This is a genomic window from Sphingomonas hankookensis (assembly GCF_028551275.1).
GTDB classification, from domain to species: domain Bacteria; phylum Pseudomonadota; class Alphaproteobacteria; order Sphingomonadales; family Sphingomonadaceae; genus Sphingomonas; species Sphingomonas hankookensis_A.
Genome location: NZ_CP117025.1, coordinates 486,139 through 507,538 on the forward strand (window position 1 = coordinate 486,139; position 21,400 = coordinate 507,538).

The 21,400-nt window shown below is 67.4% G+C and carries 20 protein-coding genes; 4 read left to right on the forward strand and 16 right to left on the reverse strand.

Features of this window, described 5'->3' with window-relative positions:
- Positions 1–5: 5 nt before the first annotated feature.
- The 3 genes from feoB to PPZ50_RS02440 form a co-directional block, all read right to left on the reverse strand.
- Positions 6–1,859, reverse strand: coding sequence for a ferrous iron transporter B (gene feoB / locus PPZ50_RS02430; RefSeq protein ID WP_066692537.1), 1,854 nt, complete (start codon positions 1,857–1,859; stop codon positions 6–8).
- 14 nt (positions 1,860–1,873) lie between these two features.
- On the reverse strand, positions 1,874–2,131 hold the full coding sequence (locus tag PPZ50_RS02435; RefSeq protein ID WP_066692545.1) for a FeoA family protein: 258 nt from the start codon (positions 2,129–2,131) through the stop codon (positions 1,874–1,876).
- Between the two features lie 64 nt (positions 2,132–2,195).
- Complete coding sequence (locus PPZ50_RS02440) at positions 2,196–2,882, reverse strand: COQ9 family protein (protein ID WP_066692549.1); 687 nt, start codon at positions 2,880–2,882, stop codon at positions 2,196–2,198.
- Between the two features lie 96 nt (positions 2,883–2,978).
- Between PPZ50_RS02440 and PPZ50_RS02445 the strand changes: the two genes are divergently transcribed.
- The gene (locus PPZ50_RS02445) at positions 2,979–3,227 is read left to right on the forward strand and encodes a glutaredoxin domain-containing protein (protein WP_066692551.1); all 249 of its coding nucleotides are present in this window, start codon (positions 2,979–2,981) and stop codon (positions 3,225–3,227) included.
- Between the two features lie 109 nt (positions 3,228–3,336).
- Positions 3,337–4,527, forward strand: coding sequence for an amino acid aminotransferase (locus PPZ50_RS02450; protein WP_066692553.1), 1,191 nt, complete (start codon positions 3,337–3,339; stop codon positions 4,525–4,527).
- A 1-nt stretch (position 4,528) separates the two neighbouring features.
- Here the strand turns inward: PPZ50_RS02450 and PPZ50_RS02455 are convergent, their stop codons facing one another.
- Complete coding sequence (locus PPZ50_RS02455) at positions 4,529–5,314, reverse strand: DMT family transporter (protein ID WP_232308025.1); 786 nt, start codon at positions 5,312–5,314, stop codon at positions 4,529–4,531.
- A gap of 184 nt (positions 5,315–5,498) precedes the next feature.
- On the opposite strand from PPZ50_RS02455, the gene PPZ50_RS02460 reads away from it, so the two are divergent.
- The gene (locus PPZ50_RS02460; protein ID WP_066692556.1) at positions 5,499–6,587 is read left to right on the forward strand and encodes an alkene reductase; all 1,089 of its coding nucleotides are present in this window, start codon (positions 5,499–5,501) and stop codon (positions 6,585–6,587) included.
- A gap of 175 nt (positions 6,588–6,762) precedes the next feature.
- Here PPZ50_RS02460 and PPZ50_RS02465 read toward each other — a convergent pair whose 3' ends face one another.
- The 4 genes from PPZ50_RS02465 to PPZ50_RS02480 all read right to left on the reverse strand — a co-directional run bounded on the left by PPZ50_RS02465 (position 6,763) and on the right by PPZ50_RS02480 (position 10,743).
- On the reverse strand, positions 6,763–7,296 hold the full coding sequence (locus PPZ50_RS02465; protein WP_055757298.1) for a CarD family transcriptional regulator: 534 nt from the start codon (positions 7,294–7,296) through the stop codon (positions 6,763–6,765).
- A 238-nt stretch (positions 7,297–7,534) separates the two neighbouring features.
- Complete coding sequence (gene fdxA, locus PPZ50_RS02470) at positions 7,535–7,873, reverse strand: ferredoxin FdxA (RefSeq protein ID WP_066692559.1); 339 nt, start codon at positions 7,871–7,873, stop codon at positions 7,535–7,537.
- A 39-nt stretch (positions 7,874–7,912) separates the two neighbouring features.
- Complete coding sequence (locus PPZ50_RS02475; RefSeq protein ID WP_232308026.1) at positions 7,913–8,236, reverse strand: RNA-binding S4 domain-containing protein; 324 nt, start codon at positions 8,234–8,236, stop codon at positions 7,913–7,915.
- Positions 8,236–10,743, reverse strand: coding sequence for a helicase-related protein (locus PPZ50_RS02480; RefSeq protein WP_066692563.1), 2,508 nt, complete (start codon positions 10,741–10,743; stop codon positions 8,236–8,238). Before PPZ50_RS02480 ends, PPZ50_RS02475 begins: the two co-directional genes overlap by 1 nt.
- A 197-nt stretch (positions 10,744–10,940) precedes the next feature.
- Between PPZ50_RS02480 and PPZ50_RS02485 the strand changes: the two genes are divergently transcribed.
- Positions 10,941–12,398, forward strand: a complete 1,458-nt coding sequence (locus PPZ50_RS02485) for a M23 family metallopeptidase (RefSeq protein ID WP_066692567.1) — start codon at positions 10,941–10,943, stop codon at positions 12,396–12,398.
- A gap of 76 nt (positions 12,399–12,474) precedes the next feature.
- Here PPZ50_RS02485 and PPZ50_RS02490 read toward each other — a convergent pair whose 3' ends face one another.
- The 8 genes from PPZ50_RS02490 to rho all read right to left on the reverse strand — a co-directional run bounded on the left by PPZ50_RS02490 (position 12,475) and on the right by rho (position 21,382).
- Complete coding sequence (locus PPZ50_RS02490; protein ID WP_066692835.1) at positions 12,475–14,121, reverse strand: ATP-binding protein; 1,647 nt, start codon at positions 14,119–14,121, stop codon at positions 12,475–12,477.
- 43 nt (positions 14,122–14,164) lie between these two features.
- Positions 14,165–15,088, reverse strand: coding sequence for a ParB/RepB/Spo0J family partition protein (locus PPZ50_RS02495; RefSeq protein ID WP_066692570.1), 924 nt, complete (start codon positions 15,086–15,088; stop codon positions 14,165–14,167).
- Positions 15,085–15,864 (reverse strand): ParA family protein, encoded by a 780-nt coding sequence (locus PPZ50_RS02500; RefSeq protein ID WP_066692572.1) that lies wholly within the window; start codon positions 15,862–15,864, stop codon positions 15,085–15,087. The genes PPZ50_RS02495 and PPZ50_RS02500 overlap by 4 nt, the downstream gene beginning before the upstream one ends.
- The gene (rsmG, locus tag PPZ50_RS02505; protein WP_066692579.1) at positions 15,861–16,481 is read right to left on the reverse strand and encodes a 16S rRNA (guanine(527)-N(7))-methyltransferase RsmG; all 621 of its coding nucleotides are present in this window, start codon (positions 16,479–16,481) and stop codon (positions 15,861–15,863) included. Before rsmG ends, PPZ50_RS02500 begins: the two co-directional genes overlap by 4 nt.
- Complete coding sequence (gene mnmG / locus PPZ50_RS02510) at positions 16,478–18,304, reverse strand: tRNA uridine-5-carboxymethylaminomethyl(34) synthesis enzyme MnmG (protein WP_066692585.1); 1,827 nt, start codon at positions 18,302–18,304, stop codon at positions 16,478–16,480. Before mnmG ends, rsmG begins: the two co-directional genes overlap by 4 nt.
- Positions 18,305–18,329: 25 nt before the next feature.
- Positions 18,330–19,622, reverse strand: coding sequence for a tRNA uridine-5-carboxymethylaminomethyl(34) synthesis GTPase MnmE (gene mnmE, locus PPZ50_RS02515; protein ID WP_066692589.1), 1,293 nt, complete (start codon positions 19,620–19,622; stop codon positions 18,330–18,332).
- Complete coding sequence (locus PPZ50_RS02520; RefSeq protein WP_066692592.1) at positions 19,612–19,842, reverse strand: DUF6489 family protein; 231 nt, start codon at positions 19,840–19,842, stop codon at positions 19,612–19,614. Before PPZ50_RS02520 ends, mnmE begins: the two co-directional genes overlap by 11 nt.
- Before the next feature lie 283 nt (positions 19,843–20,125).
- A complete protein-coding gene (gene rho, locus PPZ50_RS02525; protein WP_066692595.1) occupies positions 20,126–21,382 on the reverse strand; it encodes a transcription termination factor Rho in 1,257 nt (418 codons plus the stop codon).
- Positions 21,383–21,400: the final 18 nt, after the last annotated feature.

Below are 21,400 nucleotides of genomic sequence, written 5' to 3' on the forward strand. Positions count from 1 at the left end.
AAGCCCTACCCCAGCCCGAAGGCGACCGCCGTCCAATAGGTCGCACCCGCCGCGATATAGGCCAGCGCGAAGAGATAGCCGATCATCACCAAAGGCCATTTCCAGCCATTGGTCTCGCGCCGCGCGACCGCGATGGTCGACAGGCATTGCGGCGCGAACACGAACCACGCGAGGAAGGCGAGCGCGGTGGCGAGGCTCCAGCGCCCGGCCAGCCGCCCGCCCAGTTCCTGCGCGCCCTGTTCCTCGTCCGCCGCGTCGATCGCATAGACGGTCTGCAGCGCCGACACCGCGACTTCGCGCGCCGCCATCGCCGGGATCACCGCCAGCGACATTTCATGGTTGAAGCCGATCGGCCGCAGCACGACCTCCAGCCCCGATGCGATCCGCCCGGCGATCGAATATTCCGACTGCTTCACGCCCGCCGGCGCAACCGGATAGGATGTGAGCAGCCACAGCGCGACGGTCACCTGCAGGATGATCGTGCCCGCGCGGCGCAGGAAGACATAGGCGCGCTGCCACAGGCCGATGGCGATGTCGCGGATCGAAGGCAGCTGATAGCGCGGCATCTCCATCAGGAAGCCGCCGCCTACCCCCTTGGTCGCGGTCCGGCGCAGCACGAACGCGGCGATCACGGCGCCCAGGATGCCGGTCAGGTACAGCACCAGCAGCACCAACCCTTGCAGGCCCACCCCCGGCAGTACCTGCCGCGCCGGGATGAACGCGCCGATGATCACCGCATAGACCGGCAGGCGCGCCGAACAGGTCATCAGCGGCGCGATCAGGATCGTGGTCAGCCGCTCCTTCGGATCATCGATCGACCGCGTCGCCATGATGCCGGGAATGGCGCAGGCGAAGGACGACAGCAGCGGGATGAACGCGCGGCCGGACAGGCCGACCCCGCTCATCAACCGGTCCATCAGGAACGCGGCGCGCACCATATAGCCCGATGCTTCGAGCAGCAGGATGAACACGAACAGGATCAGGATCTGCGGCAGGAACACCACCACCGATCCGACACCGTTGATGATCCCTTCGACCAGCAGCGAACGCAGGAAATTGTCGGGCAGGTTGGCGACGGCGGTATCGGCCAGCCAGCCCTGCAACCCCTCGATCCAGCCGATCGGTGCTTCGGACCAGCTGAACACCGCCTGGAACATGACGAACAGGATGGCGAGCAGCAGGATCGGGCCGACCACCGGATGCAGCGCGACGCGGTCAATGCCCCGCGTGACGGCGCGCATCCGCGGCTGTTCGGCGGTCGCGGCGCGCGAGATGCGACGTGCCTCGCGCTGAAAATGGCGGATATCGGCATCGACCGACTCGACCGGCGCGGTGCGCGGTGCCGACGCGAGGATGCCGGCCAGCGCCGCACGCAGTTCGTCCAGCCCGCGCTTGCGCACCGCGACGGTCGCGACCACCGGCAGGCCGAGTTCGGCGGACAGCGCGGCGAGGTCGATCTTCAACCCGTCGCGCGTCGCCATGTCGATCATGTTGAGCGCCAGCACCATCGGCCGCCCCAGCGATTTCAGCTGGAGGACGAAGCGCAGATGATTGTCGAGATTGGTGGCGTCGGCGACGACGATCAGCGCGTCGGGCACCCGCTCGCCCGCCTGCCGCCCCAGCACCACGTCGCGGGTGACCGCTTCGTCGGGGCTGGAGGGATCGAGGCTGTAGGTGCCCGGAAGGTCGACCAGTTCGATCGGGCGTCCGTCGTCCAAGGCAAGGCGCCCCGAATGGCGCTCCACGGTGACGCCGGGATAATTGCCGACCTTCTGCCGCGCGCCGGTTAGCGCGTTGAACAGCGCCGTCTTGCCGGCATTGGGATTGCCGACCAGCGCGACCAGAGGTGCAGGGTTCACGTGAGAGGTGCCGTTCAGCCCGCCAGCGGTGCGACGCGGATCGCGCCAGCGACATGCGCGCGCAGCGCCACCGTCATCCGTCCGATCCGACAGGCCAGCGGCCCGCCCGCCAGCATCGCACGATGGAGCAGTTCGATATCGACCCCTTCGTCGAGGCCGAATTCGCGCAGGCGTCGCGCCTCCGCCGGCGACATGCCCTCCCAATCGACCGATGCGACCGTTGCCCCGCAGGTGCGGGGCAGCTGGGAAAGAGGCAGGTTGGGCGACAACATTGCGACTGATTAGCAATAAGCAGCCGCCAAGGGAAGCGGATTCTTCGCCCGTCGCGGCAGGCGTTTAGACCGCCGGGTAGCGCAGCCGCCCGATGAAGCGCGACAGACTCAACCGCCGTTCGGGATCGCGCGACGACAGGATGCGGCCCTTCATCTTCTCGAACCGCATGATCCCGTCGATCCGCCGCGCCAGGAACGCGCGGGTATCGGCATGGCCGCCGCTTTCGTCGTCGAGGAACACCGCGATCGTCGCGCCATAGACCGCGCCCAGCATCGCCCGCTTGGTATAATGGTTGTAATCGGTCGCCTTGTCGCCGGCCAAGCGCCACATCAGGTCGACCGTCCGCCAGCCGAGCTTCGTCGCGCGCGCGACATTTCGCGGCATGGCGAGGATCGCCAGCGCACGGCGCAGCGCTTCCCGCTCGCCCGCGACCGCCGCCAGCCGCGCCTCGACCAGCGCCGTGATCCTTTCGCGAATCTTCATCGCAGCCAGAGCGTCGGCGCTGACCGCTTCCATCATGCGGCGGTCGATCTCGCCGAACCAGGCATCGATCATCTCGACCGCGCTGCCGCCATAGGCCAGCCGGGCAACATCGGCATCGGCGCCGAAGGTCCGCGCCGCCGCCTCAACCGCCTTGTCGCTCCACCCGTCGAACGCGGCATTGGCCGCGACCAGCGGCGCGAGCGCGGCGCGCAGTTCGTCGAGCGTCAGGTCGGCAGGTGCCAGCGGTGCGATCGCGTCTTCGGTCATGGACCTTAGCTAGGACGCGCAGGGCGAAACGGCAACGGCGGAACCCGTGCGCATCCGACACGCTATGGCGACGTACATGCATCAGAAGGAACCGTCATGGCCGACACCCGCGAAGCGACGCTGTATCGCATGGTCCTGCCCGACCACATCTGCCCGTTCGGGGTAAAGGCCAAGCAGCTGCTGCAATCGGCCGGCTTCACCGTCGACGACCGCATCCTGCGCAGCCGCGAGGAAGTCGACGCGTTCAAGGCGAAGCACGGCGTCGACACCACCCCGCAAGTGTTCATCGATGGCCAGCGCATCGGCGGCAGCGACGATGTGGAACGCTATCTCGCCGACATGTGATCGACGCGCCACGGCGGCGCATTCCTTGCCCGGAGATGGGATTTTACCCCTGCCGCTTAGGCATTCGATCGGCCTATAGGCGGCATCCACGCCGTCTTCGGGAGTTTTCATGCCGTTCCGTTCGCTGGTCGCCCAGCCCGCCGACTCGCTGCTTCGCCTGATCGGGGCGTTCCGTGCCGACCCCCGAGCGCACAAGATCGACCTGGGCGTCGGCGTGTTCCGCGACGATCACGGCCATACCCCGGTGATGCAGGCGGTGAAGCAGGCCGAAATGCGCCTGATCGCGACGCAGGACAGCAAGGCCTATCTGGGGCCGGAGGGCGACAAGGGGTTCGTGGCGCTGCTCGAACCGCTGGTGTTCGGACGGGGTTTCCCGGCGGAGCGCCGCTGCGGATTGCAGACGCCGGGCGGCACCGGCGCGCTGCGGCTGGGCGCCGAGCTGCTGGCCAAGGCCGGGGTGCGCCGCATCCTGGTCGGCCAGCCGAGCTGGGCCAACCACGCTCCGGTCTTTGCCGCCGCCGGCATCGTCGTGGTGCCGCACGCGATGTTCGACATGGGCGCGCAACGTATCGACCTGCCCGCACTTCGCGCGGCAATCGGGCAGGCGGAGGCGGGCGACGCGATCCTGCTGCACGGTTGCTGCCACAATCCGACCGGGATCGATCCGACGGCGGAGGAATGGCGCGCGATCGCCGATGCGGTCGCGGACAGCCGGCTCGTGCCGTTCATCGACCTTGCCTATCAGGGGCTGGGCGACGGCATGGAGGCCGATGCCGCCGGCACGCGCATGGTGCTGGACGCGGTGCCGTTCGCGGTCGTCGCCTATTCGTGCGACAAGAATTTCGGGCTGTACCGCGAACGCACCGGCGCGCTGTGGGCGACCACGCCCGAGCCGCAAGCGCGCGACATCGTGCTGTCGAACCTGCTGGCGCTGGCCCGCGCCAACTGGTCGATGCCGCCCGACCATGGTGCGGCAGCGGTGCGGATCGTATTGGAAAATGAGCAGCTCGCCGCCGACTGGCGCGGCGAACTGGATGCGCTGCGTACCCGGTTGCAGGGGCTGCGCGGCGAGCTGGCGGCGCTGGGACAGGTGGGGTCGGTCGATCTCGCCCCACTGGCGCAGGGCAAGGGCATGTTCGCGACGCTGCCGCTGACCCCGGCGCAGATCGAATGGCTGCGCGCGACCCACGGCATCTACATGGCGGGATCGGGCCGGATCAACATCGCCGGCTTTGCCCCCGGCGACATCGCCCGATTCGGCGAGGCGTTGGTCGACCTGGGTCGTGCCGGAATCGCCTGAGCTATCTGTCGGCTGAGCGGCGTGCGCTGACGATCACCAGCGCCGCCGCCACCAGCACTGCGCCGACCGCATCCATCGGCCCCAGCCGCTCGCCATAGGCCAGCCAGCCGATCGTCGCGCCGACCACCGGCTGCACCAGCAGGGCGAGGCCGACGACCAGCGGGCTGAGATGGCCCAGCGCGTAGATCATCAGCCCCTGCCCTGCGATCTGGCTGATCAGCGCCAGCGCGATCAGCGGGGTCCAGTGCTGCGGCATGATCGGCTCGCCCAGCGCCAGTGCGAACGCCAGCAACGGCAGCACGCTGGCGACACTCGACAGCGCCAGCGCGGGCAGCGGCGCCATCGTCCGCCGCACGCCGCGCATCACGATGAAATAGACCGCGTAAAGCACCCCGGCGAGCAGGCAGAACAGATCGCCGGCCAGATGGCGCGACGACAATTCCGCCGACCGGCCCAGCAGCAACAGGCCCCCGACCGCCGCCAGCAGCAGCGCCAGCCCCTGCGCCCGGGTCGGCCAGCGCCGCATCGCGATGAAGCCGTAGATCGGAAAGATCAGTACCGCGCAATTCCCGAACAGCGTGGCATTGGCCATGGTCGTGCGGCGAATGCCGATATGCCACGACCCCAGATCGATCGCGAAGGCCACCCCGCCGATCAGCAACGGCACCAGCAGCGCGCGCGTCGGCAGCAATGCCCGGCGGTCGCTCCATCCCGCCATCGCCAGCAGCACCGGCAATGCCAGCGCGATCCGCCAGAACGCCGCCGCCACTGGTCCGGTATCGGCCATGCGTACGAACCAAGGGCCGAATGCGAGGGCGATGTTCGCGCAGACCACGGCAACAATCGCGCCGCTCGGCGTTCTTGGGGGCGACATAGCATTTGTTTCAGGCGGGGCCGGCTGCATGCCGCCCCCTACCGCCCTATCTGTGCGACGTCGCCTGCCTTTGTGCAGCTTTCGGGAGTTTTCGTTTATGCCCAGTCTCTTCGATCCTATCGCGTTGGGCGATATCCAGGCGCCGAACCGGGTGCTGATGGCGCCGCTGACCCGGGGCCGCGGCACGCGTGAGCATGTGCCGACCGCGATCATGGCCGACTATTATGCCCAGCGCGCGTCCGCCGGCCTGCTGATTTCCGAAGGCACCGGGATCAGTCGCGAAGGGCTGGGCTGGCCGTTCGCGCCGGGGCTGTGGACCGACGAACAGGTCGAGGCGTGGAAGCCGATCACCGACGCCGTCCATGCCGCCGGCGGCCGCATCGTGACCCAGTTGTGGCACATGGGCCGGGTGGTCCATCCCGATTTCCTGGACGGTGCCGCACCCCTGTCCTCCTCGGCGACCACGGCGCCGGGCAAGGCGCATACCTATGACGGCAAGAAACCCTATGAACAGGCGCGCTCTGCAACGCTGGACGATATCGCGCGCGTGCTCGACGATTATTCGCGTGCGGCGCGCAATGCCAAGGCGGCGGGGTTCGACGGCGTCCAGCTGCACGCCGCCAATGGCTATCTGATCGACCAGTTCCTGCGCGACGGGGCCAACCATCGCGACGACGCCTATGGCGGCAGCCCGGAAAATCGCATCCGCCTGCTCGGCGAAGTCGTCGACCGGCTGATCGCCGAGGTCGGCGCCGGCCGGACCGCGGTCCGCTTCTCGCCCAATGGCGACACGCAGGGTGTGGTTGACAGCGATCCGGTGTCGGTGTTCGTGCCTGCCGCAAAGCTGCTGTCGGACAAGGGTATCGCCTTCCTCGAACTGCGCGAACCTGGCCCCGACGGCACCTTCGGCAGCGCGACCCAGCCGCGCGTCTCGCCCGAAATCCGCAAGGTCTTTGCCGGCCCGCTGGTGCTGAACCAGGATTATGATGGCGCGCGGGCGCAGGCCGAACTCGATAGCGGGATCGCCGATGCCATCGCCTTTGGCCGTCCGTTCCTCGCCAATCCCGACCTGCCGGCCCGGTTGGAGCGCGACGCGCCGCTCAACAAGGACGACATGGCGACGTGGTATTCGCACGGGCCGGAAGGCTATATCGACTATCCGACGCTGGAGCGCGAACCGGCCTGACGCCGCCGCCGCGCTGTCCGGCGTCCGGCAGCGCGGCGTAGCTCCGTAGCATCGCTGGTGCGGATCGTCTGGAGGGTCGAGCGGATCGACCGTCCCGGTGGCCCCCGCCATCACCAACGAAAAAGGGCGACCGTTGCCGGCCGCCCTTTTTCGTTCGGTTCGGATCGCGCGCCGATCAGGCGGCGGTCTTTTCCTTGTTATAGATCGCCGCAGCATCCCGCAGGATTTCGATGATCCGCTCCAGCGCCTTCGGCTCGTCGACCTGCTCCATCGCCGCCAGTTCGCGCGCCAGACGGCTAGCCGCGGCTTCGAAGATCTGGCGTTCGGAATAGCTCTGCTCGGGCTGGTCGTCGGCACGGAACAGGTCGCGGACCACTTCGGCAATCGACACCAGGTCGCCCGAATTGATCTTCGCTTCATATTCCTGCGCGCGACGCGACCACATGGTCCGCTTGACCTTGGGCTTTCCCTTCAGCGTTTCCATCGCTTCGCGCATCGTCTTGTCCGACGACAGCTTGCGCATGCCGACGCTTTCCGCCTTGTTGGTCGGAACGCGCAGCGTCATGCGTTCCTTTTCGAAGCGGAGCACATAGAGTTCGAGTTGCATGCCAGCGATTTCGCTACGCTGGAGTTCGATCACACGGCCGACGCCGTGCTTGGGGTACACGACATAATCGCCGACATCGAAGGACAATGCCTTGGCAGCCATTGGTAACCTTTCCGTGGTCGTCGTCCCGAAAGCATCGCTTACTGCCAACGCTGGATCGGGCGGCGGCAGGTCGGGCGACACGGGACGTTGCTAAAGGTGGTCTCCGGGCGGGGCATGAAACTGCCGCCGTCACGTGTGATTATAGCAACGTTGCAACAAAATTACCAGCGCAAAGCCGAAGGGCCGGAACCGCTGCTGCGGCCCGGCCTCGGTTTCACGTGGAACATGGTGGCTGGCGTCAGTCGCCCGCGCCAGGCTCGGCCGAGAAATGCTCGATCTTGTTCTCGACGCCCTTCCACTGATCGGCATCGGGCGGGGTCTGGTTGGCGTTGCGGGTCACGTTGGGCCACTGCGCCGAATAGGTGTTGTTCAGCTCCAGCCACTGCTCCAGCCCGCTTTCGGTATCGGGCAGGATCGCTTCGGCGGGGCATTCCGGCTCGCACACACCGCAATCGATGCATTCGCTCGGGTTGATGACGAGCATATTCTCGCCTTCATAGAAGCAATCGACCGGACACACCTCGACGCAGTCCATATATTTGCAGCGGATGCAGGCGTCGGTGACGACGTAGGTCATGGGTCCGTCCAAACTCCGAGAAATCGTATCGCGACCGCGTTATGCCGGGTCGTCGCCCCCGTCAACGGGGCCGGACCCTGTCGGTTCCAGCAGGGTGTAGAGCGTACGCGCTTCGGCGGGCGGCCCGCGTCGGATCGGCAACGCCTCGACCCGCAGGATATACACGCGGGCATCTTGTGGAAAGGCGATGACCATCCCGACGCGTACCGGACAATGCGCGCGCTCGATCCTACGGCCATCGAGGCGCAGCGTACCGCGTTCGGCGATCGCCTGCGCCGCGCTGCGCGTCTTGGCGAATCGGGCATACCACAGGAACATGTCGAGCCGCATGTGCGGCACCGGTTCCGGCGCGCGTGCCGCCATCAGCGGTCGAACCCCAGTTCAGCGAGCGCGGCAAAGGCATTGCCCGGTCGCGCGACCGGACGCGGGGTCGGCGTCGGTGCCCGGCGGCGCGCGGGTGCCCAGCGCCATTGGGGCACATCGCCCGCTGGCGCGCTCGGCCGGAAGCCCAGCTTCGCCATCAGCCGTACGATCGTTTCCGGCTTCAGCCCCATCGATACCGCCAGCGCCGGATCGGGGGCGAACGGCGCATGCCCCTTGCGCGCGTCATGTGCCGCCTGGGCCAGCCGTTCGATCAGGTCGACGCGTACCGCCTGCGGACCGAAGCGACGGAAGCCCCACGCCCCCTGCCCGACCGGCAGCACCGTCGCCCCGGTCGGCGCCAGCGGCTCGACCGGATGCCCGTCACGTGCCGCCAGCAGCGCAGCGCGCCACCGGGCCGCCGCCGGTTTGAAAAGGCGCGCATCGAACAGGTCGAGCGCGCCGATCAACACCCCTGCCTTGCGCAGCCGCCGCCGGTCGTCGCCGTCGAGCGGCGCCAGCATCACATCGAACCCGTCGCGCGGGGCAATGCCGCCGACCTCGGTCAGCGCCGCCGCGACCGCGCGCAGCGATCCGCTGGCCGCCGGATCACGCGCAAGGGCTGCCAGCGCGCCGAGCGTCGGTGCCCGGCGCGCGACATCGCTTTGCACCCAGGCTGCCAACCGGTCGCGCACCTGCCCCTGCGCCGTGCGGTCGAGCACGTAGAGGCTACGGTCCAGCGTCACCACCGGCCGGTCGAGCGTCGTGCCGCCGGTCAAGGTCGCGACGGTCAGCCCGTTCCACGTCAGTTCGGGCACCGCCCCCGGTTCGGCTGAGAGCGACAATTCGGCGTCCGTCGCCGCGACCAGTTCGGCGCCGCGCTTGCGCAGTTCGCCGGCCAGCCCCTTTTCAGCGGCGGCGATCAACAGCCTCTTGTCGGCGACGCGCGTGTCGGACGATACTTCGAACCGGAAGCCGGTCAGCCGGCCCAGCGCATGGCCATCGACGCTGACCGATCCGTCCGCCGCGACATCGACCGGCAGGTCGGCGGCACCGGCACCGATCCGCCGCAACAACACCGTCGTCCGCTGATCGACGAAACGCTGCCGCAACCGGTCATGGAGCGCGTCGGACAGCTTCTCCTCGACGCCGCGCGTCCGCGCCGCCCAATGTTCGGGGTCGAGCAGCCAGTCGGCGCGGTGGGCAATATAGGCCCAGCTGCGTGCCGCCGCGATTCGCCCGGCGATCGTCTCAACATCGCCGTTCATCTGGTCGAGCCGCTGCAGTTCGTCCGCGAACCATTGGTGCGGGATATGCCCCGCCCCTTCGCTCAGATGACCGAAGATTCGCCCGACGAAACGACTATGCGGGTCGGGGCCGAGCTTGCGGAAATCGGGCAGGCCGCACGCGGACCAGAGCCGCCGGACCATCGCCGGGGATCGCGTGCGGGCGCGGACCCAATCCTCCTCGGCCAGCCGTTTCAGCACGATCAGGTCGATCGCTTCCGGCGCGGCGGTCAGCACCGGATGGTTCGGTCGCGCTTCGAGGCTGTCGATCAGCGCGTCGATGCTGGAGAAGTCCGGCTCGCCGCTGCGCCAGTAGAGCCGTTCCAGCGGCGGCACATGATGCCCCTCGATCGCCAGCACTTCCTCCGGCGTAAAGGCGTTCGGCCCTTCCTCGACCAGCGCGCCGAAGGTGCCGTCGCGGTGGTGCCGCCCGGCGCGCCCGGCGATCTGCGCCATCTCGGCGATGGTCAGCCGCCGTTGCCGCCGCCCGTCGAACTTGCGCAGGCTGGCGAAGGCGACATGCGCGACGTCGAGGTTCAGCCCCATCCCGATCGCGTCGGTCGCGACCAGATAATCGACCTCACCCGACTGGAACATCGCGACCTGTGCATTGCGGGTGCGTGGGGACAGCGCACCCATCACCACCGCCGCACCGCCGCGCATCCGGCGGATCGCCTCCGCCACGGCATAAACCTCTTCGGACGAGAAGGCGACGATCGCCGACCGGCGCGGCAGGCGCGACAGCTTGCGCGCGCCGGCATAGCTGAGCGTCGAGAAGCGCGGACGCGAGATGATCTCGGCATCCTTCACCAGCGCGCGGACCATCGGTTTCAGCGAATCGGATCCGAGGATCATCGTCTCCTCCCGCCCCCGTGCGCGCAGCAGCCGATCGGTAAAGACATGGCCGCGTTCCGGATCGGCGCCCAGCTGCGCCTCGTCCAGCGCGACGAACGCCGTCTCCCGCTCCAGCGGCATCGATTCGGCGGTACACAGGAACCAGCGCGCCTTGGGCGGGACGATGCGCTCCTCTCCGGTCACCAGTGCGACATTCTCCACGCCTTTCATCGCGACGACGCGGTCGTAATTCTCGCGCGCCAGCAACCGAAGCGGGAAACCGATCATTCCCGAGGCATGACCGCACATCCGCTCGATCGCGAGATAGGTCTTGCCGGTATTGGTCGGCCCCAGCACTGCCGTGACCGGGCTACGCGCGAACTGGCTCATCTCGCACAACATCGGGGGTCGCAGGCGCCGGTGCAACGGGTTTCGCGGGTTCCCGCAAAGCTTTCGTCCGGTCGCAGCATGGCCACGCTCCGTCGCAGCCGAATCTGAGGCCGCCGTGGTTCATTTGACTTTAAAGTTTTGGCTTCACAGGGGAAGCAGACCGGGCCGGGTCGGGCGGCCGTCTCTGGGGGCTGGGTGTGTTCCTGCGCACCGATCATGGACTGGAACTGGCGGGCGGCACCAGCGCATTGCGCTTCGGGCGTGCCCCGGTCCTGTCCGCACCAGCCCGCACCGCCGAATGGCGCGGCCGTATCGAATCGTTTGGCTGGACCCCGGATTTGGGCGCCGCAATCGGATCGCGCGACTGGTGGCGGGGCCTGGCGACCTGCACCGCATTATGCGCCGCCGTCTGGGCATTGGCACCGTCCTGGAACCGGCCGATCCTCAGCACCGTTCCCGCGCCGCTCGACGGCAGCGCGCTGGACGAGGCGCGCAGCCTGTCTTTCGGTGCAAGCGCGCTGGGCGGCACCAGCGGCATGCGGCTCGCCGCCACGTCGCGCGTCGTGCCGCTCGCCAACACCCCTGAACGGCCGATCGTCGAGGCGACCGCAACGCTGGGTGGCGGCATCGCCAGCGCGCTCGAACGTACCGGAGTCGGTGCCAACGAAGCGCGCGAGGCGGCGGCGCTCGTCGCAGGCCGGGTCGATCCGGCCGAACTGACACCCGGCACCCGGCTCGACATTACGCTCGGCCGGCGTGACAGCCCGTCCCAGCCGCGACCGCTCGAACATCTCGCTTTCCGCGCCAGGTTCGACCTCGCGCTCGAAATCGTCCGCGAAGGCGGTACGCTACGGCTCGATGCCCGACCGATCGCGATCGACCATACGCCGCTGCGCATCCGCGGCCGGGTCGGCGCCAGCCTGTACCGCGCCGCCCGCGCCGCCGGGGCCCCGGCCAAGGCGGTCGAATCCTATATCCGCACCGTCTCCGGACTCGTGCCGATGGGGCAGGTCGGACAGGATGATTCGTTCGACCTGATCGTCGAACAGGCCCGCGCCGCCACCGGCGAAGTCCAGCTGGGCCAACTGCTCTATGCCGGTCTTTCAGGACGCCGCGACGTGCGCCTGGTCCGCTGGCAGGATGGCAGCCGTACCGAATGGCTCGATCCCAAGGGCGTGGGCGAGCGCAAGGGTACGATGATGTGGCCGGTCGCCGCGCGCATCTCGTCCAATTTCGGCTGGCGTGTGCATCCGGTGCTGGGCTTCCGTCGCCTGCACAAGGGCATGGACTTCGCCGCCGCCTATGGCAGCCCGATCCGGGCGACCACCGACGGACGGGTGGCCAGCGCCGGCTGGCATGGCGGCTATGGCAATTTTGTGAAACTCGACCATGGCGGCGGTCTCGCCACCGGCTATGGCCATATGAGCCGGATCGTGGTGCGCGCGGGCAGCCGCGTGTCGCAGGGGCAGGTGATCGGCTATGTCGGGTCGACCGGTCTGTCGACCGGCCCGCACCTGCATTACGAGCTTTGGAAGAACGGCGTGCCGGTCAATCCACGGTCGGTGGCGTTCGCCACCGTGCAGCAGCTGCAGGGCGACGAACTGGTCCGCTTCCGCCGGCATGTCGCCGGACTGATGGGCGTCGCGGCGCGCTGACCCGCCTGCTTTGAACGGACTTCGGTCCGGCAACGGCGGAAATCGCTTGGTTGTATCCCGGTACCGGGATGGCGGATTACCGACCCTGGGTTCGCCAGCGGCGGATGGTACGGTCGACCAATGCGTCCTCGCCCCCTTCCTGCTGCCACATCTCGATAAAGGACGGCGACGCGGACGCGGGGCACAGCGCCGGTTCGAGCAGGTCGAACGACAGCCGGATCGGCGTCGTGACTCCTTCGCCGACGATGATGCACTCACGATTGCGCAGCGCCGGAATCGCGTCGAGCAAGCCGCGCGCATCTTCGGGCATCGCAGCACGGACGAATGCCTGATCGCGTTCATTATTGAGCCGCATGGTCAGGATCGTGCCGCATTGCGACAGCACGCCCTCGGCCAGATCGGACGGACGCTGGGTGATGAGGCCCAGCGACACGCCATATTTGCGGCCTTCCTTGGCGATCCGGCTGAGGATACCCGCCGCCGACGATCCCGATCCGGCCCGCTCGTTGGGGACGTAGCGATGCGCCTCCTCGCACACCAGCAGCACCGGCTTGCTCGTCTCACCCCGCGACCAGATCGCGAAATCGAACACCAGCCGCGACAGGACGGCGACGACGACCGAGGTGATTTCGGACGGCACCGCCGATACGTCGACGATCGAGATCGGCTTGCCCTGCGCAGGCAATCGGAACACGCGCTTCAGGAACGCCGCCATCGTGTCCGCGACCAGCATGCCGGAAAACATGAAGGCATAGCGCGGGTCGGAGCGAATTTCCTCCAGCCGCGCCTTCAACCGCAGATAGGGTGCGTTGTCGCTCCCCCGGTCCATCCGCGTCATTTCCGCCTGCAGGATCGCGGTCAGGTCGGACAACAGATAGGGAATCGGGGCATCGACGGTCAGGCGCGGAATATCCTGTGCCGCGCGGCTCTTGGCCTTCGCCGCAAGGATGCAGCGTGCGAGAATATCGGCTTCGATCTGCCGCGCGGATCCTTCCGACGTCAGCAGGATATCGCAATGTTCGTGAAAATTGAGCAGCCAATAGGGCAGCTGCAAATTGGATACGTCGAGCAATTCACCCTTGTCGGCGAATGCCTTCCCATATTCGCCATGCGGGTCGATCACGACGATATGACCGTGCGGGCTGTAATCGCAGATCCGGTGCAGGATCAGCGCAGCGGTGGTCGACTTGCCCGTGCCGGTCGACCCGACAAGCGCGAAATGCTTGCCGAGCAGTGGGTCGACATACAGCGCCGCCGGCAGGTCGCGCGTCATGTGCACCGTGCCGACGGTGATATGGGGGCGATCCTGCGTCGCATAGATTTGCCGCAGCACGTCGCGCGGGACCGGATAGACCGGCGATCCGGGCAGCGGATAGCGCGTCACGCCGCGGCGAAAACCGCGCATCCCCTGCCCGGGTGCGGGCTCATAGCCCTCCCCCATTAGGTCGACATCGGCGATCAGGTTCGATCCGTCATCCGCCAGCCGGGTCGAGCGGATGCCGGCCACTACCCAGATCTTGCCGATCTGCAATTTGACCAGCGACCCGACCTGTCCGGCCGGTTCGACGTCCGGTCCCTGCTGCGCCGCGAAGGCGGACAGGGCGTGCATGTCCAGCAGCAGCCGGCTCGACGCGCCCGATATGTCGAGCAGTACCCCGATGGTCGGCGCACGTTCGTCGGTTCCGGTGCTGGCAGCGCCGGACAGCGGCGGGCGAATCGGCATGTTCATGTCCATAACCTGCTCGCCTACCTGTAAATTTTGCGTATCAGATGCGCTCGCCGCTTAACCTTTGGCAAACCATGTCCAATTGTCCGAGCGTCGAATAGCCGATCGCGATCGATCCGCCCTTGTCGCCATGGCTGATCTGGACCTTCAGCCCGAGAACGTCGCCCAGCTGCCGTTCGAGTGCGCGCAGATCGGCGTCGCTCGCGCCGTCCTGGCTGGCACCTGCCGCCGGATCGCGTGGGGTGCGGGTCCGCTTGGCCTCGGGCTCGCGCGCCTGCCGCGCCATCCGCTCGACATCGCGTACCGACAGCCCCTTCGCGACCACCTTCTCGGCGATCGTCTCGGCACCGGGGACGTGTATCAGCGCGCGGGCGTGACCCATGCTCAGCCGCTGGTCGCCGACCATGTCCTGGATCGGCTTGGGCAATTCGAGCAGCCGCAGCAAATTGGTGACATGGCTGCGCGACTTGGCGACCAGATTGGCGAGCGCCTCCTGGGTATGACCGAACTCGTCGATCAGCCGGCGATAGCCTTCGGCCTCCTCGATCGCGGTCAGGTCGCGTCGCTGGATATTTTCGACCAGCGCGATTTCCATCGTCTCGGCATCGGTGAAGTCGCGGACGACCACCGGTACCTCGTGCAGCCGCGCCCGCTGTGCCGCCCGCCAGCGCCGTTCGCCGGCGACGATTTGATATCCCTTGCCATGCGGCCGCACGACGATCGGCTGGATCACCCCGCGCGCCGAGATCGATTCCGCCAGCTCGTCCAGCGCCGATTCGTCGAAGAATCGCCGCGGCTGGCCCGGCAGCGGCGACAGCGCGGTTACCGGCAGTTGTCGCACGCCGCTGGGCGGGGTCGATCCGCGCGCGGTCGAAACCTCGCCTTCGGGGTCGCCCAGCAATGAACTCAGCCCCCGACCGAGGCCCCCCATGCGCGGACGGCGCGGTGTCGCCTGCTCGCTCATGCCGCCTCCGCCAGGCTCGGTAGCCGTGCGATCACTTCACGGGCAAGCGCGATATAGGCTTCCGACCCTGCACAGCGATAATCGTAGATCAGCGCCGGCACGCCATGACTGGGCGCCTCGGACAGGCGGACATTGCGCGGAATCACCGTATCGAACACTACTTTCCCCAACACCGCGCGCACATCGTCCGACACCTGGTCGGTCAGCCGGTTGCGCCGGTCGTACATCGTCAACACCACGCCCAGGATCGACAGCCCCGGATTGAACCGCCCGCGAATCCGCTCGACGGTGCTCAGCAGCTGGCTCAGGCCCTCCAGCGCGAAGAACTCGCACTGGAGCGGCACCAACAGCGCATGGCTCGCTACCATCGCGTTAATGGTCAGCAGCCCGAGCGATGGCGGGCAGTCGATCAGGATCACGTCCCATCGCCCCCCGCTCGCCTCGACGACCCGGTCGAGCCGATGGGTGCGCGCCTCGAACTCGATCAGCTCGATCTCCGCCCCCGACAAGTCGACCGTCGCCGGCACGATCGACAGGCGCGGCACCTTGGTTTCGACCGCCGCTTCGTTCAGCATCAGGTCGCCGACCAGCAGGTCGTAGGTCGAATATTCGCGATCGTTGCGACCGATGCCGAGTCCGGTCGACGCATTACCCTGCGGATCGAGGTCGAGGATCAGCACGTTCAACCCGGTGGCGGCCAGCGCCGTACCGACGTTGATCGCCGTGGTGGTCTTGCCGACGCCCCCCTTCTGGTTCGCGATGGCAATGCAAATCATGCTTGGCGCACTCCCCTGGCGACCACGATCGACGATGTCGGATCGGTAATGCTATGTTCCACGTGAAACATTCCGCGCCAGTCGGCCTTCGCTTCGGCCAGCTCCTCGGTGGTGGAACGTCCCTTCGGCAACACCCATATCGTATCGGCGTCGCTATGCCGATGGCCGATCGCAAATAACGCGGCCAGTCGCGCGACCGCACGCGCGGTGATGATCGCCGCCGGGCAGTCGGCGGGCAACTTCTCGATCTTGGCCTGATGGACGACGACATTGGTCAGTCCCAGATCGGCCGCCATAACGCGCAGCAACGTGGCGCGTCGCGCGCGCGGTTCGACCAGCACGACAGGGCGATCGGTCAGGATGGCGGCGACGATCCCGGGAAAGCCTGCGCCCGATCCGATATCGATCCAGGCGCCTTCGTTCGCTGCGTCGGCCAGCGGCACCAGCTGAGCCGAGTCCAACAGATGCCGTTCCCAGATATGGTCGATCGTCGACGCCGCGATCAGATTTTGATGGGCGGTTTCCGCAACGATCCGATCCGCGAATCTTGCCAGCAACGCCGTACGTTCGACCCCGAAGCGGGTTTCGAGCCAGTCGCGCGCGTCCTGCTCGGTCATGCCGCCAGCTTCCCGCCACGATAATGCAGTAGGATCGCCACCAGCGCCGCCGGCGTCACCCCCTGTATGCGACCGGCAGCCGCGAGCGTTTCCGGCGCAGCCGAGGTCAATCGCTCCACCATCTCGTTCGACAGCCCCGGGACCGCGCCATAGGCGAAGTCGGCGGGTAGCACGACATGATCCACGCGCGCCGCGGCCAGCTCGGCCGCCTGCCGCTCGAGATAGGGAGCGTAGCGCGCATCCTCGATCAGTTCGCCCAGCACCTCGTCCTGCACATCAATGCCCAGATGTTGCGGCGTCACGCCGGGCACCAGCAACCATTCGCCGCCGCTGCGGGTATCGGTCCCGGTAACCGGCGCCCCTTTCGCCGCCAGCATATTGGCGCCGTGGCGCGTCGACAGCGCAGCCGCCAGGCTGGCGCGTCGCTCTTCGCGCTCCGTGTTGAACACGATCCGCTCGGCCGACAACAGGCCGGCCTGCGCACCGATCGCCCCCAACCGCGTCGCGGCATTGTCCGACCGCAACCGCAGGCGATATTCGGCGCGCGCCGTCATCATCCGGTAAGGCTCGGACACGCCCTGCAGCACAAGGTCATCGATCATCACCCCGATATAGCTCGACTCGCGCGGCAGGATCAGCGGGTCGAGACCCAGTGCCTCACCCGCCGCGTTGGCACCGGCGACCAGCCCCTGCCCGCCTGCTTCCTCATAGCCGGTCGTGCCGTTGATCTGCCCGGCGAAATACAGCCCGCCGAGCGCCCGCAGCGCCAGCGTCGCCGACAATGCGCGGGGATCGATATAGTCATACTCGACGGCATAGCCCGGCGTGACGATCTCGACCCGCTCGAGCCCCGCCACGCTGCGCAGCATCGCCAGCTGCACATCGGTCGGCAGCGAGGTCGACACACCGTTGGGATAGACCAGATGGGTGTCGAGCCCTTCGGGTTCGAGGAAAATCTGGTGCCCGTCGCGGTCGCCGAAGCGATGCACCTTGTCCTCGATCGACGGACAATAGCGCGGCCCCCGCCCCTCGATCGATCCGCTGAACAGCGGCGACCGGTCGAGCCCGGCTCGGATAATGTCGTGCGTCTCGGCCGTCGTCCGTGCGATCGCGCAGGCGAGCTGCGGTAACCGTTGCGCAGGATCGGACAGCGGCGACATGGTCCACACATCCGCGTCCGAAGGCTGTTCGGGTAGCGCCGCCCAGTCGATCGTCCGCCCATCGAGCCGGGGCGGCGTGCCGGTCTTCAACCGCGCGATCGGCAGCGACAGCTCGCGCAGCTGCTGACCCAATCGGGTTGCCGCTCGCTCCCCGACCCGTCCGCCGACCGACCGCTCCTCGCCCCGGAACATCGTCCCGCCGAGGAAGGTGCCGGTGGCCAGTACCACGGTCCGCGCAGCGATCCGGCTGCCATCAGCCAGCTCGACTCCCGTTACCCGACCGCCGCTGCTCTTCAGCGCAACGGTATCGCCGCCAAGCACCGTCAGCTTCGGATGCGCCAGCAGCGACCTAACCGCCGCAGCATACCGCACGCGGTCGGCCTGCACCCGCGGCCCCTGCACCGCCGAGCCCTTCGACCGGTTGAGCATCCGGTGATGGATCGCCGCCGCATCCGCCGCGCGGCCCATGAGCCCATCGAGCGCATCGATCTCGCGAACGATATGGCCCTTGCCCAGCCCGCCGATCGCCGGATTGCACGACATCGCACCGATCTTGCCGGGATCGAAATCGATCAACAGCGTCGTCGCACCCCGTCGCGCCGCGGCTGCGGCGGCTTCGGTGCCGGCATGGCCGCCGCCGACGATTACTACATCATAGGTCATGCTGTTCTAGGTTCCACGTGGAACATTATTTGCCGATACAGAAGCGACCGAACAGATCGTCGAGAACCGCCTCGGTCGCGCGCATCCCGGTCAATGCCGCGAATGCCTGTACAGCATAGCGCAATTCCTCCGCCAACAACAGCGGGTCGTCCTGCATTGCAGCACGTTGGAGCGCAGCTTGTGCGACACCCGCATGATGCGCCTGCCGCCGGTTCAACGCCAGCTCGTCCACCTTCGGCAGCAGCGAGGCGGCTTCGCGACCAAGGGCGCCCCAGACCGTATCGATCCCGGCTCCGGTCGCCGCCGATACCGCAATGCGACCGTCCGCCCCCAGCGGATCGCGGACGTCCGATCGCGGGTAGAGCGAGATCACCCGCGCTGCGGCCGGCGGCGCGTCGTCCCCCAGCCACAGCACGATATCCGCCGCCGCGATCGACCCGGTCGCACGGTCGATGCCGATCCGCTCGATCGGATCGTCGCTGTCGTTACGCAGCCCGGCGGTATCGAGGAACAGCCACGCCATCCCCTCGCGCGTTACCGGAATTTCGATGACATCACGCGTCGTGCCCGCCACCGGCGACACGATCGCCGCCTCGCGCCCGACCAGTGCGTTGAGCAGGGTCGACTTGCCAGCGTTGGGCGGCCCCGCCAGCACCACGCGGATGCCATCGCGGAGCCGTTCGACCGGGGGCGCCGCCAGCGCCACCCCGATCGTGTCGGCCAAGACGCCTGCCCGCCCACGCAGATCGGCCAGCACCTCGTCCGCTGCATCGACATCGTCTTCGTCGGCGTGATCGAGCACCGCCTCGACCACCGCCGACAATTGGGTCGCCGTCGCGGTCCAGTCCGCCACCGCCCGCCGCAGCCGGCCGTCGCTGTTCGCCAGCGCCATCTGCCGCTGCGCCTCGGTTTCGGCCGACAACAGGTCGCCCAGCCCCTCCGCCTCGGTCAGGTCGATCCGGCCATGCGCCAGCGCCCGCCGCGTGAACTCACCCGGCTCGGCAGCGCGCAGTCCCGGCATCGCCGCCAGCGCCCGCTCGACGCTCGCCACCACCGCGCGACCGCCATGCAGGTGCAGTTCGACCAGATCCTCACCCGTGGCGGTCGCCGGCCCCGGAAACACCAGCACCAGTGCCCGGTCGAGCAACAGCTTATCCACAGGGTCGCGCAATGCCCTGACCGCCGCCCGACGCAGCGGCGGCAAGCGGCCTGCCAGCAGCGTCGCCGCATCCAGCGCCCCGCCCCCCGAAATCCGCAGCACGGCGATGGCGGCGGGCGGACGCCCGCTCGACACCGCGAAGATGGTGTCAGCCGCCACGACCCGCCGTCTCGAACATTTTGCGCCAGAAGGTCATGCCCGCCTCGCCCATCGGTGCCCAGCTCTTCATCATCTGGTCGAGCAGTTCGGGGCTGGCCCCCTTCTCCATCGTTTCGGTCAGCATCGCGACATAGCGTTCATGGACCGGCGTGAAGTCGGGCAGGCCCATCGCGCGACGCGCTTCCTCCGGCGTGCAATCGACTTCGACGTTGATCTTCATGGGCGGTTCCCCGGTTGGTTTGGGGCACGATAGGGGGAAAAGCTGTGGATGGCGATAAGGGTTGGGGACGCCCCCGCCGTACCACGTCACCCCAGCGAAGGCTGGGGTCTCTGTCCACAGGCGTGCCCCACCGTGCATACGACAACGCCCGCCTTTCCCTGTGGAAAAGACGGGCGGTTCGTTGTTGCCGGACGCGGGCGAAGCCCGCGTCGTCGGTCGGGGCGTTGCCCCGCCGGCCGGATCGTCGCGTCTCCTGCGACAGCATGTCGCCGGGCGCGCTCGATTACTGATTCATGCTGTCGAAGAAGTCTTCGTTGGTCTTCGAATTCTTCATCTTGTCGAGCAGGAACTCCATCGCATCGACGGTGCCCATCTGCATCAGGATGCGGCGCAGGACCCACATCTTGCTGAGCTTGGTCTTGTCGACCAGCAGTTCTTCCTTGCGCGTACCCGACTTGCCCACATCCAGCGCCGGGAAGATGCGCTTGTCGGCCACCTTGCGGTCGAGGACGATTTCCGAGTTGCCGGTGCCCTTGAACTCTTCGAAGATGACTTCGTCCATGCGGCTGCCGGTATCGATCAGCGCGGTGGCGATGATCGACAGCGAACCACCCTCTTCGATATTACGCGCCGCACCGAAGAAGCGCTTCGGCCGCTGGAGTGCGTTCGCGTCGACACCGCCGGTCAGCACCTTGCCCGACGACGGCACGACCGTGTTGTAGGCGCGACCCAGACGGGTGATCGAATCGAGCAGGATCACCACGTCCTTCTTGTGCTCGACCAGCCGCTTGGCCTTCTCGATCACCATTTCGGCGACCTGGACGTGACGCTGCGCCGGCTCGTCGAAGGTCGAGGAAATCACCTCGCCCTTCACGCTGCGCTGCATGTCGGTCACTTCTTCCGGACGTTCGTCGATCAGCAGGACGATCAGGAACACTTCGGGGTGATTGTCGGTGATCGCCTTCGCCATGTTCTGCAGCATGACGGTCTTGCCGACGCGCGGCGGCGCCACGATCAGCGTGCGCTGGCCCTTGCCCTGCGGGGACACGATGTCGATCACCCGCGCCGACTTGTCCTTGATCGTCGGATCGAGCTGGTCGAGCGTCAGCTTCTGTTCGGGGTACAGCGGCGTCAGGTTATCGAAATTGACCCGGTGACGCACCGCGTCGGGATCGTCGAAATTGACCGATACGAGCTTGCTGAGCGCGAAATAGCGCTCGCCGTCCTTGGGCGCGCGAACCTCGCCCTCGACCGTGTCGCCGGTGCGCAGGCCATGCTTGCGGACCTGGTTCGGCGAGACATAGATATCGTCCGGCCCGGCGAGGTAATTCGCCTCCGGGCTGCGCAGGAAGCCGAAGCCGTCCTGCAGCACTTCGATCGTGCCGACGCCCATGATCTGCTCGCCATTCTCGGCACGCGCCTTGAGAATCGCGAACATGAGGTCCTGCTTGCGCATCGTCGATGCGCCTTCGACGCCCAGTTCCTCGGCCATCGAGACCAGTTCGGCGGGCGCGTGTTTCTTTAAGTCTTTGAGATGCATCGGGGGGTGGTCCAGATC